At 71.9% G+C, this 14,294-nt stretch carries 12 protein-coding genes; 9 read left to right on the forward strand and 3 right to left on the reverse strand.

Features of this window, described 5'->3' with window-relative positions; translation table 11 throughout:
* Positions 1-41: 41 nt before the first annotated feature.
* Positions 42-1,592 (reverse strand): MFS transporter, encoded by a 1,551-nt coding sequence (locus tag ACZ67M_RS35705; protein WP_469854136.1) that lies wholly within the window; start codon positions 1,590-1,592, stop codon positions 42-44.
* A gap of 84 nt (positions 1,593-1,676) precedes the next feature.
* Here ACZ67M_RS35705 and ACZ67M_RS35710 point away from each other — a divergent pair, with 84 nt between their 5' ends.
* The gene (locus tag ACZ67M_RS35710; RefSeq protein WP_361366972.1) at positions 1,677-2,264 is read left to right on the forward strand and encodes a TetR/AcrR family transcriptional regulator; all 588 of its coding nucleotides are present in this window, start codon (positions 1,677-1,679) and stop codon (positions 2,262-2,264) included.
* On the opposite strand, the gene ACZ67M_RS35715 is transcribed toward ACZ67M_RS35710, so the two are convergent.
* Entirely contained in the window at positions 2,245-3,435 is a 1,191-nt protein-coding gene (locus tag ACZ67M_RS35715; protein ID WP_451854788.1) for a PucR family transcriptional regulator, read from the reverse strand. The genes ACZ67M_RS35710 and ACZ67M_RS35715 overlap by 20 nt on opposite strands.
* A gap of 163 nt (positions 3,436-3,598) precedes the next feature.
* Between ACZ67M_RS35715 and ACZ67M_RS35720 the strand changes: the two genes are divergently transcribed.
* The 5 genes from ACZ67M_RS35720 (at position 3,599) to ACZ67M_RS35740 (ending at position 9,125) form a co-directional block, all read left to right on the forward strand.
* The gene (locus ACZ67M_RS35720) at positions 3,599-4,525 is read left to right on the forward strand and encodes a proline dehydrogenase family protein (RefSeq protein WP_226486848.1); all 927 of its coding nucleotides are present in this window, start codon (positions 3,599-3,601) and stop codon (positions 4,523-4,525) included.
* Positions 4,526-4,571: 46 nt separating this feature from the next.
* Positions 4,572-6,212, forward strand: a complete 1,641-nt coding sequence (pruA, locus tag ACZ67M_RS35725; protein ID WP_469854137.1) for an L-glutamate gamma-semialdehyde dehydrogenase — start codon at positions 4,572-4,574, stop codon at positions 6,210-6,212.
* Positions 6,213-6,518: 306 nt separating this feature from the next.
* Entirely contained in the window at positions 6,519-6,650 is a 132-nt protein-coding gene (locus ACZ67M_RS35730) for a hypothetical protein (RefSeq protein WP_107420291.1), read from the forward strand.
* 73 nt (positions 6,651-6,723) lie between these two features.
* Complete coding sequence (locus tag ACZ67M_RS35735; protein WP_385799931.1) at positions 6,724-7,776, forward strand: 3-isopropylmalate dehydrogenase; 1,053 nt, start codon at positions 6,724-6,726, stop codon at positions 7,774-7,776.
* A gap of 260 nt (positions 7,777-8,036) precedes the next feature.
* Complete coding sequence (locus ACZ67M_RS35740; RefSeq protein WP_361366983.1) at positions 8,037-9,125, forward strand: branched-chain amino acid aminotransferase; 1,089 nt, start codon at positions 8,037-8,039, stop codon at positions 9,123-9,125.
* A gap of 55 nt (positions 9,126-9,180) precedes the next feature.
* Here the strand turns inward: ACZ67M_RS35740 and ACZ67M_RS35745 are convergent, their stop codons facing one another.
* A complete protein-coding gene (locus ACZ67M_RS35745) occupies positions 9,181-10,635 on the reverse strand; it encodes a cytosine permease (protein WP_469854138.1) in 1,455 nt (484 codons plus the stop codon).
* Between the two features lie 145 nt (positions 10,636-10,780).
* Between ACZ67M_RS35745 and ureA the strand changes: the two genes are divergently transcribed.
* Genes ureA through ACZ67M_RS35760 form a run of 3 tightly spaced genes read left to right on the forward strand, consistent with a single transcriptional unit; the run spans position 10,781 to position 14,285 of the window.
* Positions 10,781-11,497 (forward strand): urease subunit gamma, encoded by a 717-nt coding sequence (gene ureA, locus ACZ67M_RS35750; RefSeq protein WP_469854139.1) that lies wholly within the window; start codon positions 10,781-10,783, stop codon positions 11,495-11,497.
* A complete protein-coding gene (locus ACZ67M_RS35755; protein WP_385799936.1) occupies positions 11,494-13,209 on the forward strand; it encodes an urease subunit alpha in 1,716 nt (571 codons plus the stop codon). The genes ureA and ACZ67M_RS35755 overlap by 4 nt, the downstream gene beginning before the upstream one ends.
* A 32-nt stretch (positions 13,210-13,241) precedes the next feature.
* Positions 13,242-14,285 (forward strand): agmatine deiminase family protein, encoded by a 1,044-nt coding sequence (locus ACZ67M_RS35760; RefSeq protein ID WP_469854140.1) that lies wholly within the window; start codon positions 13,242-13,244, stop codon positions 14,283-14,285.
* Positions 14,286-14,294: the final 9 nt, after the last annotated feature.

Below are 14,294 nucleotides of genomic sequence, written 5' to 3' on the forward strand. Positions count from 1 at the left end.
GGCTGCCGCCCCCGGACCCCCGTTCGCCCTGAACGGGCTCGTCATCGAACGCCGGACGGGCTGAGTCGATCAGCCTGTTCGGCGATTTCCTTGGGCGCCTGCGGACGCACCCGGATGTGCCGCAGGCCCAGTGCCGCCAGCCCCGCCGCCCCGACGAGCAGCAGTGCCGCCGCGATCGAGGCTCCCCGCATCCCGTCGGTGAACGCCTCGCGCGCCGCCAGCGCCAGGGCGTCTCCCGCGCGCCCCGGCAGTTCGGCGGCGACGGCCAGCGCGCCGCCCAGGGTCTCCCGTGCCGGTTCGGGCGCGCTCGACGGCATGCCGTGGCGGTAGAGCGCGGTTCCGATGGAGCCGAGGGCGGCCATCCCCAGCGCGCCGCCGAACTCGGTGCCGGTCTCCAGCAGCGAGGAGGCCGAACCCGCCCTCTCGACCGGGGCCGAACTCAGCGCCAGGTCGGTGAGCTGGGACATGACGACGACGATGCCGGCGGCCAGGACCCCGCAGGCGGCCAGCACCAGCCAGAGCGAGTCGGTGCCGGACAGGGCCAGCAGCCCGTAGCCGGCCGCCGCCGTGCCGAAGCCGGCCGTCACGACGTAGGCGCGCTCCATGCCGCGCTGGACCAACTGGGCGGCGACCGGTGCGGCGACGCCGATGAGCACCGACGGCAGCAGGCTCCACAGCGCGGCCTCCAGCGCGCTCTTGCCCAGGACCGACTGGAGGTACTGGGTGGTGAAGTAGGCGGAGCCCATCATCCCGAAGGCCGACAGGGTGTTGAGGACCAGCGCCGGGGTGAAGCCGTGGCCGCGGAAGAGCACCGGCGCGATCATCGGCGACGCCGCGGTGCGCTGACGGTGCACGAACAGCGCCGCGAACAGCAGGCCGACGGTGATCGAGACGACGTAGCGGACGTTCCAGCCCTCGGAGGGCAGTTCCTTCAGGCCGTAGACCACCGGCAGCACGGCCGCCATCGACAGCGGGACGCTCAGCAGGTCGAAGCGGCCGGGGGAGGGGTCGCGGGACTCGGGGAGCAGCAGCGGGCCGAGGACCAGCAGCAGGACCATGGCCGGCAGGTTGACCAGGAAGACCGAGCCCCACCAGAAGTGCTCGACGAGGACGCCGCTCATCACCGAGCCGAGCGCGATCCCGGCCGTCATCACCCCCGACCACAGGCCGATCGCCTTCGCGCGCTGGGAGGGGTCGGTGAACATCGTGCGGACCAGCGCCATCGTCGACGGCATCAGGGCGGCGCCGCCGATGCCGAGGACCGCGCGGGCGGCGATCAGGGTCTCCGCGGTGTGCGCGTAGGCGGCGAGCAGCGAGGCGGCGCCGAAGGCCGCCGCGCCCAGCAGGAGCAGCCGGCGGCGGCCGATGCGGTCGCCCACCGCTCCCATCGTCATCAGCAGGCCGGCCAGCACGAAGCCGTAGATGTCGAAGATCCACAGCTGCTGGGTGCCGGTCGGGTCCAGGTCCGCGCTGATCTCGGGGATCGCGAAGTAGAGGACCGAGACGTCCATCGAGACCAGCAGCAGCGGCAGCATCAGCACGGTCAGGGCGGTCCACTCACGGCGGCCGGCCCGGGTCGGGTTCGGTGTCATGCCGATGACTGTACGCACGTCTTATACGCCTGTCTAGAACGACTGTGTAAGACGAATGTATAGCGAGACCGGTAAGGTGTGGCCATGGGACACCGTGAGGATCTGCTCGAGGGCGCCAAGCGCTGCCTGCTCGACAAGGGCTTCGTGCGCACGACCGCGCGCGACATCGTCCGGGAGTCGGGGACCAACCTGGCCTCCATCGGCTACCACTACGGGTCGAAGGACGCGCTGCTCGCGCAGGCCTACGTCGCGCTGGTGGAAGGCATGGGCGACGCCTTCGAGGGGGAGGGCGGGCTGGAGGAGACCCCGCCCGGCTCTCTCGAGCGGTTCGAGCGGGTGTGGTCGAACATCGCCGCCACCATGAAGGAGCCCGGGTCGCTGTGGCGGCTCAGCATGGAGGTCGTCGTCCTCGGCGACCGGCTCCCGGAGGTCCGCGCCCATCTGGCGGCGGCCCAGCGCGAGGCCGGACGCGGTCTGATCCCGTTGCTGATGGGCGGCCGGGAGGAGGACGTGACCGACGACGCGGCGGACACCCTCGGCATGTTCTACGTGACCCTGATGACGGGCCTCATCGCCCAGTGGACGTTCGACCCGGAGTCGGCACCCGACGGCGCGGTGCTCGCCGCCGGCCTGCGCCGGGTGATGGAGGCCGCTACAGGCGGTGCGCCTTGAGGGCCATGTGCAGCAGCAGCCGGTCCTCCCCGTCGTCCAGGTCCAGGCCGGTGAGCTGTTCGACGCGGGAGAGTCGGTAGTACAGGGTCTGGCGGTGGATGCCCAGCTCGGCGGCGGCGCGGCCGGCCTGGCCCGCGCGGTCGAGGTAGGTCTCGGCGGTGCGGACCAGCTCCCGGTGGGCGGGGGAGAGCAGGACCCGTAGGGCGGGGTCCTGCGCGGACCGCGGGGGCAACGCGGTCAGCAGGCGGAACGCCCCGATGGACGTCCACTCCGCGACCGGACCGAAGCGGGACTCCGCGCGTGCCGCCCGCGCCGCCGCCGACGCCTCCCACCAGGCCGCGCCCAGCTCCGCCAGTCCCGAGCGCGGCGCGGAGACCCCGGCCGCGGTCCCTTCGCCGCGGGCCCGTTCGAGGAGCCGGGCCGCCGCCGAGGTCGCCGGGGTCGGCACGTCCGCCGAGCGCAGCCGCACCAGCAGGGCCAGCGACTCGCCCGCGGTGCCCCACGGCACCGTGCACAGCGCCGTCGCCGCCGGCACGGTGCGGACCGAGGGCGCGTCCTCGGGACCGGCCGACGGCCAGGGCGCCACGCAGACCACCGCGTGCAGGGCGTCCGCGCGGGCACCCAGCGCGGTGCGCAGCTCCGCCACGGCCATGTCCCGCTGCCAGTCCCGATCCGAGGTCAGCACCGCCCGCAGCTCCCGGCTCAGGTCCGCGCCGTGCTGCGCCTCGTCCGCGAGCAGCGCGCCGATCCGGGTGGTCACCGCCATGGCCGCGGTCAGCTGCCGCTCCGTCGGACCGGGGTCGGTGTCCAGGAGCCACACATAGCCGAGGACCACGCCCCGATGGCGTACCGGCAGACAGGTGCGCCCCCGGTACACACCCGCCTCCGGGGTCGGCGGGATGCGGACCGGGCCGGTGGCGCGGGTGATGCCGAAGCCCTCGAACCAGGCCCGGACGGCGGCGGTGGAGCGGCGGGTCAGGATCGAGCGGGTGCGCACCGGGTCCAGGGCGGAGGGGTCGAGGTCGCCCTCGCTGTCGTAGGCACCGAAGGCGATCAGCTCGAAGTCGCGGTTCTCCAGGGTCGCCGGGGCGCCCAGCAGCTCGGAGATCTCGTCGACCAGCTCCTGGTAGTCACCCTTGGAATCCGTCGTCACCCGGGCATTCTGCCGCATTTGCGCGCCGCTTTCATACACATGTCTGAGATCTGCGGCACGGATGCGTGACAGCTGTCGATGGCCGACGATCGGGGGGATCCTTAGATTTCACGGTGGTTCTCCGTGCCGTCCCCGTCCGTCGGGCTACGGCCTCGTGTTGGTTGGTAAGTGGAGGTGCCCCGTGCTGGGTCCCGTGATTCTCGCCGCGTCGCGCAGCGACCGGATGCGTCGGCTGGTGTCGGCCGCGCCCGTGACCAAGCCGGTCGTCGACCGGTTCATCCCCGGCGAGACGGTCGACGAGATCGTGCCGATCATCCGGGACCTGACCGACCAGGGCCTGGAGCTGACGATGGACGTCGTCGGCGAGGACATCACGACCCCCGAGCAGGCCGAGGCCGCCCGCGACGCCTACCTGGAGCTGATCGACCGGCTGAAGCCGCTGGACCTCGGCACCCGCGCCGAGATGTCGGTCAAGCTGTCGATGTTCGGCCAGGCGCTGGACGGCGGCCACGAGCTGGCCCTGAAGAACGTCCGCCCGGTCGTCGAGGCCGCCGCCGAGATCGGCACCACCGTCACCCTCGACGCCGAGGACCACACCACTCTCGACTCGATGTTCGCCATCCACGACGAGCTGCGGAAGGACGTCCCGCAGACCGGCTGCGTCATCCAGGCGTACCTCTTCCGCACCGAGGCCGACGCGCGCCGCCTCGCCGACAGCGGCTCTCGCGTACGGTTGGTGAAGGGCGCCTACAAGGAGCCCGCAGAGGTCGCGTACCAGCAGCGCCACGAGATCGACAAGGCGTACGTCCGCATCCTGCGCACCCTGATGGAGGGCGAGGGCTACCCGATGATCGGGTCGCACGACCCGCGCCTGATCTCCATCGCCCAGGAGCTGGCCCGCACCGCCGGGCGCAAGCTCGACGAGTACGAGTTCCAGATGCTGTACGGCATCCGCGGCGACGAGCACCTGCGGCTGGCCGCCGAGGGCCACCGCATGCGCGTCTACACCGCCTACGGCACCGACTGGTACGGCTACTTCATGCGCCGTCTGGCGGAGAAGCCGGCGAACCTCCGGTTCTTCGCCCGCTCGATGGTCAGCAAGGGCTGAGCCCGCACCCGCTCGCAAGACCGCTCAGTAAGGAGTAACGGAAACCATGGACGCTGTGACCCAGGTCCCCACCCCCGTCAACGAGCCGGTGCACGGCTACGCCCCCGGCTCGCCCGAGCGTGCCCGTCTGGAGGTCAAGCTCAAGGAGCTGGCCGACAACCCGGTCGACCTGCCCTGCACGATCGGCGGCGTCAAGCGGATGGGCGGCGGTGAGCGCTTCGACGTCGTGCAGCCGCACAACCACAAGTCCCGCCTGGGCACCTACGCCAACGCCACCCAGCAGGACGCCCAGGACGCGATCGACGCCGCCCTGGCCGCGGCCCCCGCGTGGCGCGCGATGTCCTTCGACGACCGCGCGGCGATCATCCTGCGCGCCGCCGAGCTGCTGTCCGGCCCGTGGCGCGAGACCATCGCCGCCTCCACGATGCTCGGCCAGTCCAAGACGGCCCAGCAGGCCGAGATCGACAGCCCCTGCGAGCTGATCGACTTCTGGCGCTTCAACGTCCACTACGCCCGCAACATCCTGGCCGAGCAGCCCCCGGCCAACTCCCAGGGCGTGTGGAACCGCATGGACCACCGCCCGCTGGAGGGCTTCGTCTACGCGATCACGCCGTTCAACTTCAGCGCGATCGCCGCCAACCTGCCCACCGCCCCGGCCCTCATGGGCAACGTGGTGGTCTGGAAGCCGTCCCCGACGCAGACCCACGCCGCCGTGCTGCTGATGCAGCTCCTCGAGGAGGCCGGGCTGCCCAAGGGCGTCATCAACCTGGTCACCGGCGACGGCATCGCGGTCTCCGAGGTCGCCCTGGAGCACCGGGACCTCGCGGGCATCCACTTCACCGGCTCGACCAAGACCTTCCAGCACCTGTGGAAGACGGTCGGCAACAACATCGAGAAGTACCGCACCTACCCGCGCCTGGTCGGCGAGACCGGCGGCAAGGACTTCCTCGTCGCCCACCCGAGCGCCGACCGCGCCGTGCTCAAGACCGCCCTGACCCGCGGTGCCTTCGAGTACCAGGGCCAGAAGTGCAGCGCCACCTCCCGCGCGTACATCCCGGCGTCCATCTGGAACTCGGGCTTCAAGGAGGAGTTCGCCGCCGAGGTCGACTACCTCACCATGGGTGACGTCACCGACCTGTCGAACTTCGTCGGCGCCGTCATCGACGCGCGGTCCTTCGCCAAGAACAAGGCGGCCATCGACCGCGCCAAGGACGACGAGACCTGCACCATCGTCGCGGGCGGCTCCTACGACGACTCGGTCGGCTACTTCGTCCGCCCGACCGTCGTCGAGTGCACCGACCCGGAGAACGAGGTCTTCCGCACCGAGTACTTCGGCCCGTTCCTCGCCGTGCACGTCTACGACGACAGCGTGGACGGCGCGTACGACGAGATGCTCACCCAGATGGAGTCCGTCTCCGACTACGCCCTCACCGGCTCGGTCATCTCCAACGACCGTGCGGCGGCGGCGTACACGATGGAGAAGCTGCGCTACGCGGCCGGCAACTTCTACATCAACGACAAGTCGACCGGCGCCGTGGTCGGCCAGCAGCCCTTCGGCGGCGGCCGTGCCTCCGGCACCAACGACAAGGCGGGCGCCCCGCAGAACCTGATGCGCTGGACGCTGACCCGCGCCATCAAGGAGACGCTGGTCGCGCCGACCGACTACACGTACCCGCACATGGGCTGACGCCCTGTGAGTGACGCCCGGGGGGCCAGGTCGACCGACCTGGCCCCCCGGGCGTTTTCGCAGTTCGGGGGCGTGTGACCGAGGGCACCGTCTCAGATAGTAGGAAGTCCGAGTAATTGTGGAGACAGACGCTCCGCACTCCCTTAGCTTTGTAGGAGCCGAACGTACCGCTCGATCGAGCGGATGGCGGTCGTGAGCCGGGCCCCGCGCAGGCAACCCCTGCGGCACCGCGCTCCCCGCCCCTTCCGGCGTCTCTCCGTACCGCTCGCTCTCCGCGCTCCCTTAGTGCAGAAGGAGTCGATTCCCATGGCCGAGACGACCGTCCGCCGCCGAGTCCGCCACCTCTCCCGCAGCGCCGACTCCGACCGCAAGAACGCCGCGGCCGCCCTCCAGCGCGCCCTCGACCGCCGGGACAACGGCGGGTCCACCGGGCACTGAGCCGCGGGCAGCGGGGCGTCCGTATGCCGGACGCCTCGTGTCATCCCGTGGGACGAGGAGTAGGGTGCCGCACATGTCGGCAAGTTCTCGCAGCCTCAATCTCGCAGTGATTCCCGGTGACGGCATCGGCCAGGAGGTCGTGGCCGAAGGCCTGAAGGTGCTCTCCGCCGTCCTTCCGCAGGATGTGAAGCTGGAGACCAAGGAGTTCGACTTCGGCGCCCGGCGCTACCACGCCACCGGTGAGACCCTCACCGACGCCGACCTCGACGCCCTCAAGGGCCACGACGCCATCCTGCTCGGCGCCATCGGCGACCCGACGGTGCCGTCCGGCGTCCTGGAGCGCGGCTTCCTGCTCAAGCTCCGCTTCGCCTTCGACCACCACGTCAACCTGCGGCCGTCCAAGCTGCTGCCGGGTGTCGCCACCCCGCTCGCCGGCCAGCCGGAGATCGACTTCGTCGTCGTCCGCGAGGGCACCGAAGGCCCGTACACCGGCAACGGCGGCACCATCCGCAAGGGCACCGAGCACGAGGTCGCCACCGAGGTCTCCGTCAACACGGCCTTCGGTGTCGAGCGCGTCGTCCGCGACGCCTTCGCCCGCGCCCAGGCCCGCCCCCGCAAGAAGCTCACGCTGGTCCACAAGAACAACGTGCTGACCTTCGCGGGCCACCTGTGGACCGACGTCTTCAACAAGGTGGCCGCGGAGTACCCCGAGGTCACCACCGACTACATCCACGTCGACGCCGCGACCATCTACCTGGTCACCGACCCGGCGCGCTTCGACGTGATCGTCACCGACAACCTCTTCGGTGACATCATCACCGACCTCGCCGCGGCCGTCTCCGGCGGCATCGGCGTCGCCGCCAGCGGGAACATCAACCCGTCCGGCGACTTCCCCTCGATGTTCGAGCCGGTCCACGGCTCCGCGCCCGACATCGCCGGCCAGGGCAAGGCCGACCCGACCGCCACGGTCCTGTCCGTCGCCCTGCTCCTGCGCCACCTCGGGTACGAGGGCGAGGCGGCCCGCATCGAGGAGGCCGTCTCCACCGACCTCGGCGAGCGCGGCGACCTGCCCGCGCGCAGCACTTCCGAGATCGGCGACGCGCTCGCCGCCCGAGTAGCCGGCTGATCCGGCGCACTCGAAAATCCAACCTTTCGAAGCCGCCGGGTCCGAGAAACAAGGCACCCGGCGGCTTTCTCCTGCGTCCGCCAGGTGCGACCATCAGACCCTGGGCCGCATTCACCCCGTTTCATCCGTCACCGGTCGCGCGCGATAATCGAACGCGAAGCCGTGACATGAGGGAATGCTCGGACGTCCTAGCACCGGCCACCGGCCGTACGGGCGTGACAGCGGCCCGTCACAATCAAACCGGTGAAGGACATCAACCCATGACGACGCGCACGATCGAGCTCAAGCCCTCCGCCAACCCGCTCTCCGACGCGGAGCGGCAGGCGATCCTGGCCAACCCCGGGTTCGGCCGCCACTTCACCGATCACATGGTGACGATCAAGTGGACCGAGGGCCGCGGCTGGCACGACGGTCAGCTCGTCCCGTACGCCCCGCTCTCCCTCGACCCGGCCACCATGGTCCTGCACTACGCGCAGGAGATCTTCGAGGGCCTGAAGGCCTACCGCCGGCCCGACGGGAGCGTCGCCACCTTCCGGCCGGAGAAGAACGGCCGCCGCTTCCAGGCCTCCTCCCGCCGCCTGGGCATGCCCGAGCTGCCGGTGGAGACGTTCATCGAGGCGTGCGACGCGCTGGTCCGCCAGGACCAGGACTGGGTCCCGGCGCACGGCGGTGAGGAATCCCTCTACCTGCGCCCCTTCATGATCGCCACCGAGGTCGGCCTGGGCGTCAAGCCGGCCGGCGAGTACCTCTTCCTGGTCATCGCCTCCCCGGCCGGCGCCTACTTCCCGGGCGGCGTGAAGCCGGTCTCCATCTGGGTCTCCGAGGACCGCGTCCGCGCCGTCCCCGGCGGCATGGGCGACGCCAAGACCGGCGGCAACTACGCCGCGTCGCTGCTCGCGCAGGCGGAGGCGGCGGCCAAGGGCTGCGACCAGGTCTGCTACCTCGACGCGGTCGAGCACCAGTGGGTCGAGGAACTGGGCGGCATGAACCTGTACTTCGTGTACGGCGACAAGATCATCACGCCCTCCCTCACCGGTTCCATCCTGGAGGGCGTCACCCGCGACTCCCTGCTCACCGTCGCCCGTGACCTCGGCTACGAGGCGGAGGAGGGCCGGGTCTCGGTCGAGCAGTGGCAGCGCGACTCGGAGAACGGCACCCTCACCGAGGTCTTCGCCTGCGGCACCGCCGCGGTGATCACGCCGGTCGGCACGGTGAAGCGGGCCGGGGCCCAGTGGCAGCAGAGCGGGGGCGAGCCGGGTGAGGTCACCCAGCGCCTGCGCACCGCCCTGCTGGACATCCAGCGCGGCACCGCCGAGGACAAGCACGGCTGGATGCACCGCCTGGCCTGAGGCACCCCGCGTGGGGGCGGGCCCTGCCGGGGGCTCCGCCCCCGGGACCCCCCGCCTATGCCCGCCCGCCACCCGACTCCGTCGGAGAAGAGGCGGCCGTCGCCAGCTCCGCCCCGCTCGCCGCGGGCGCGACGGCACCCGGTACCGCGATCACGTACACCACCCCGCCCACCAGCCCCGACAGCAGGAAGCTGCAGTCCACCCCGCCCGTCAGGGACAGCAGGGGGCCCTCGTAGGACGGCAGGGACACGGCCAGGACGCCCACCGCCGCGCCCACCGCCCAGGCGACCGTCGCGGGGACGTTCCAGCCGGAGCGGTACCAGTAGATCCCGCCCCGCGCGCGGCGGTTGAAGACCTGGAGCGCGTCGGCGTCGTACACCCCGCCACAGCGGATCGCGCCGATCATCGTGATGACCGCCCACGGCGTGCCGATCGCCGTGAGCAGCAGCACGAACGACGTCATCGCCGACTGCGCGTCCCAGGCGTAGTGCCCGGCGAACACGCAGGCCGTCGCGACGACGGCGACGGCACAGGTGGCGCGGGCGCGGGAGGCGCGCGGCAGGATGGCGTCCAGGTCGAGGCCCATCGAGTAGAGCATCAGCCCCGCGTTGCCCACCGAGCCGGCCGAGGCGGCCAGCAGCAGCGGGACCAGGTACCAGGCGGGGGCGGCGTCGACCAGCGGGCCCGCGTAGTCGAGCGCGGCACGGGCGGCGTACGCCGTGAAGGTGCCGAAGAGCTGCGGCACGAGCAGCCCCAGCAGCAGCCCCAGCCAGGTCGCGTGCAGCACCCGGCGCGAGGAGAAGCGGGCCGGTGAGATGTAGCGGGTGTAGTCGCCGAGCAGCGTGATGAAGGCGATCGGCCCGGACAGTCCCGCGGCCACGGCGGCGAGCAGCCACGTCGGCCAGAAGCCGCCCAGCAGGTAGCCGCCGGCCTCCGGGAGCGCGGCGGTGGTGAAGTCGGGGGCGTAGGCGATCACGCCCAGGACCAGCAGGGCCGTCATGCCGTAGGCCAGCACCTTCGACATGGCGAGCAGCACCCGGTAGCCGTAGACCGCGCCCGCGACGGTCGCCGCGGCGAGCAGGCCGTAGACGACGGCGTACGCGGCCCCGCCCTGCGGGAGTCCGAAGAGGCGGCCGAGCACGCCCATCATCACGTCCCCGCCGATCCATACGGTCAGCGCCGTGTAGCCGAGGGCCAGCAGCAGCCCGACCACCGAGCCCACCAGCCGCCCGCGCACGCCGAACTGGGCGCCGGACGACGTGGACAGGTTGGTGCCGGTGCGCAGCGAGACCAGCGCGAGGGGTGCCGTGAACAGCGTGCCGACGACCGTGCCCGCCACCACCGCGCCGACCGACGCCCACCAGCCGAGGCCGAAGGACGGCGGCAGCCAGCCGAAGACGATCACGCCGAGGCAGAGGTTGGAGCCCAGCAGGATCGAGACGAGATCCCTGGGCCCGCTGGTGCGTTCCTCCTCGGGGATGGTGTCGACTCCGCGCTGTTCGATCGGCATGGCTGGTCTCCTTCGACGGCCGCCTGTTGGTTTAGAGCGACGTTCAATGTGACGCCTGCTTGTGCCGCCCGTCAATGGTTCCGTTCTGGGGATGCTCTGTTTAGAGTGGTGTTCTAACGTCGGGATGGCAAGGAGGTGCCGCGTCGTGAGACTGACCCCCACGGAACGTGACCGGCTGCTGCTCTTCGGGGCGGCCGAGCTGGCCCGGGCCCGCCGGAACCGCGGGCTCCGGCTGAACGTGCCGGAGGCGACCGCGCTGATCGCGGACACCGTGTGCGAGGCCGCTCGCGACGGTGCCCGTCTCGCCGAGGCCGTCGAGCGGGCCCGGTCCGTGCTCGGGCCGGACGACGTGCTGCCCGGTGTCGCGGACGTGGTCACCGAGGTCCATGTGGAGGCCGTCTTCGACGACGGCTCCCGGCTCGCGGTCGTCTCCGACCCGATCGGCGGCGGGGGACTGGGCCCGGCCGGCCCTGGGGCCCTGCTGCCGGGGCCCGACCACGCCGAACCCGAGGCGGCGCTCCGGCTGCCGGTCACCAACACCGCGACCGTGCCGGTCTCCGTGACCTCCCACTTCCACTTCTTCGAGGCCAACCCGCGCCTGGACTTCGACCGCGAGCGGGCCTACGGCATGCGTCTCGCGGTCCCCGCCGGGTCCTCGGTCCGCTTCGGCCCGGGCGAGAGCGCCGAGGTCGGCCTGGTGCCCATCGGCGGGCGGCGGGTCGCGATCGGGTTCGCCGGACTGGTCGACGGGCCGCTGGACGCGCCGGGCGCCAAGGAGGAGGCCCTGCGGCGGGCGGCGGCCTGCGGATACCTGGGCGTGCCCCCCGTAGCAGACGGATCACCGGAAGGAAGCGTGCGATGAGCCGCTCCAAGGGACGCGAGATCAGCGAGTCGATCCACATCGACCCCTACGCCTACGCCGCCACCCACGGCCCCCGTGCGGGCGACCGGCTGCGCCTCGGCGACTCGGGGCTGGTGATCCGCGTCGAGTCCGACGCCCAGCTCCAGGGCGACGAGTTCCTGGCCGGGTTCGGCAAGACCGCCCGCGACGGGCTGCACCTCAAGGCCGCCGCGGTGCGCGAGACCTGCGACGTCGTCATCAGCAACGTCGTCGTCATCGACGCGGTCCAGGGCATCCGCAAGGTGTCGATCGGCATCCGCGAGGGCCGCATCCACGCCATCGGCCGGGCCGGCAACCCCGACACCCTCGACGGCGTCGACGTGGTCGTCGGCACCGGCACGTCCATCGTCTCCGGCGAGGGCCTGATCGCCACCGCCGGAGCCGTCGACACCCACGTCCACCTGCTCTCCCCGCGCATCATGGAGGCGTCGCTCGCCTCCGGCGTGACGACGATCATCGGGCAGGAGTTCGGGCCGGTCTGGGGCGTCGGCGTCAACTCGCCCTGGGCGCTGAAGCACGCGTTCTCCGCCTTCGACGCCTGGCCGGTCAACATCGGGTTCCTGGGCCGGGGTTCCTCGTCCCACGAGGCACCGCTGATCGAGGCGCTGGCCGAGGGCGGCGCGTCCGGCTTCAAGGTGCACGAGGACATGGGCGCCCACACCCGCGCCCTCGACACCGCCCTGCGCGTCGCCGAGGAGCACGACGTCCAGGTCGCCCTGCACAGCGACGGCCTGAACGAGTGCCTCTCCGTCGAGGACACCCTCCGCGTCCTGGAGGGCCGCACCATCCATGCCTTCCACATCGAGGGCTGCGGCGGCGGACACGTCCCCAACGTGCTGAAGATGGCCGGCGTCCCCAACGTCATCGGCTCCTCCACCAACCCCACCCTGCCCTTCGGCCGGGACGCGGTCGCCGAGCACTACGGCATGATCGTCTCCGTCCACGACCTCAAGACCGAGCTGCCGGGCGACGCCGCCATGGCCCGCGACCGCATCCGCGAAGGGACCATGGGCGCCGAGGACGTGCTGCACGACCTGGGCGCCATCGGCATCACCTCCTCCGACGCGCAGGGCATGGGCCGGGCCGGCGAGACGGTCCGCCGCACCTTCGCGATGGCCGGCAAGATGAAGGCCGAGTTCGGCGCCCCCGACGACGACAACGACAACGAGCGCGTCCTGCGCTACATGGCGAAGCTGACCATCAACCCCGCCATCGCCCACGGCCTCGCCCACGAGGTCGGCTCCATCGAGGCCGGCAAGCTCGCCGACATCGTGCTGTGGCGCCCGGAGTACTTCGGTGCCAAGCCCCAGCTCGTCCTCAAGGCGGGGTTCCCGGCGTACGGCGTGGTCGGCGACCCGAACGCGGCCACCGACACCTGCGAACCCCTCGTCCTCGGCCCGCAGTTCGGCGCGCACGGTGCCACGCCCGCCGAGATCTCCGTCGCCTTCGTCGCCCAGGCCGCCGTGGACCAGGGCCACGACACGATGCCCACCCGCCGCCGCCGGGTCGCCGTGCGCGGCACCCGCGGCATCGGCCCGGCCGACCTGCGCCTGAACTCCCGTACCGGACAGGTCGACGTCGACCGGCGGACCGGCCTGGTCACCCTGGACGGCGACCCGCTGCGCTCCGAACCGGCCGACTCCGTCTCCCTCAACCGCCTCTACTTCCTGTGAACCCGCCTCGACGCCCCGTGAAGGTACCCGCCATGACCCCTGCCGCCGACGGTTTCCGCATGCCCGCCGAGTGGGCCCCGCACGAACGCACCTGGATGGCGTGGCCGGGCCCCAACCCCACCTTCGAGGATCCCGGGGACCTGGCCGCCGCGCACATCGCCTGGGCCGGTGTCGCCCGCGCCGTGCGCCGCTTCGAACCGGTGACCGTGGTGTGCGGTCCGGGCCGGTCCGCCGAGGCCCGCGCGCTGCTCGGCGACGGCATCGACACCGTCGAACGCGAGCTGGACGACGCGTGGATGCGGGACATCGGCCCCACCTTCCTCACCGGCCCCGACGGACTGGCGGCCGTCGACTGGACCTTCAACGGCTGGGGCGCCCAGGAGTGGGCCCGCTGGGAGCACGACGCGAAGATCGGCGCGCACGTCGCCGACGTCGCGGGCGCCCGGACCTACGCCTCGCCGCTCGTCAACGAGGGCGGCGGCATCCACGTCGACGGCGAGGGCACGGTGCTGCTCACCGAGACCGTGCAGCTCGGGCCCGAACGCAACCCCGGCTGGACCAAGGAGCGGGTCGAGGCGGAGGTGCACGCCCACCTCGGCACCAGCAAGGCGATCTGGCTGCCCCGCGGGCTCACCGGCGACTACCCGCCCAACGGCTTCGGCACCCTCGGCCACGTCGACATCGTCGCCGCCTTCGCCGCGCCGGGCGTCGTCGTCGCCCACCACCAGCCCGACCCGGCCCACCCCGACCACGAGGTGACCAAGGAGGCCATCGGCGTCCTGCGCGCCGCCACCGACGCCCGGGGCCGCCGGCTGGAGGTCGTCGAGGTGCCCGCCCCGACCGTCCTGGAGGCCGACGGGCACTGGGCCGACTACTCCTACATCAACCACTACCTGTGCAACGGCGGCGTCGTCCTGTGCGCCTTCGACGACCCGCGCGACGAGATCGCGGCCGGCATCTTCCGCCGCCTGCACCCTCGGCGGACGGTGACCCTGGTGGACGCGCGTACGATCTTCGCGGGTGGCGGGGGCATCCACTGCATCACGCAGCAGCAGCCGAGGATCAAGACGACCTAGGAGCGGGAC

The sequence above is a fragment of the Streptomyces sp. NPDC107500 genome, assembly GCF_055582785.1.

Coding starts and splice junctions, on each gene's coding strand:
- ACZ67M_RS35705 (WP_469854136.1), bottom strand. CDS start 1,592: ATGACACCGAACCCGACCCGGGCCGGCCGCCGTGAGTGGACCGCCCTG.
- ACZ67M_RS35730 (WP_107420291.1), top strand. CDS start 6,519: ATGGCCGAGACGACCGTCCGCCGCCGAGTCCGCCACCTCTCCCGCAGC.
- ACZ67M_RS35755 (WP_385799936.1), top strand. CDS start 11,494: ATGAGCCGCTCCAAGGGACGCGAGATCAGCGAGTCGATCCACATCGAC.
- ACZ67M_RS35740 (WP_361366983.1), top strand. CDS start 8,037: ATGACGACGCGCACGATCGAGCTCAAGCCCTCCGCCAACCCGCTCTCC.
- ACZ67M_RS35715 (WP_451854788.1), bottom strand. CDS start 3,435: ATGCGGCAGAATGCCCGGGTGACGACGGATTCCAAGGGTGACTACCAG.
- ACZ67M_RS35735 (WP_385799931.1), top strand. CDS start 6,724: ATGTCGGCAAGTTCTCGCAGCCTCAATCTCGCAGTGATTCCCGGTGAC.
- pruA (WP_469854137.1), top strand. CDS start 4,572: ATGGACGCTGTGACCCAGGTCCCCACCCCCGTCAACGAGCCGGTGCAC.
- ACZ67M_RS35710 (WP_361366972.1), top strand. CDS start 1,677: ATGGGACACCGTGAGGATCTGCTCGAGGGCGCCAAGCGCTGCCTGCTC.
- ACZ67M_RS35760 (WP_469854140.1), top strand. CDS start 13,242: ATGACCCCTGCCGCCGACGGTTTCCGCATGCCCGCCGAGTGGGCCCCG.
- ACZ67M_RS35745 (WP_469854138.1), bottom strand. CDS start 10,635: ATGCCGATCGAACAGCGCGGAGTCGACACCATCCCCGAGGAGGAACGC.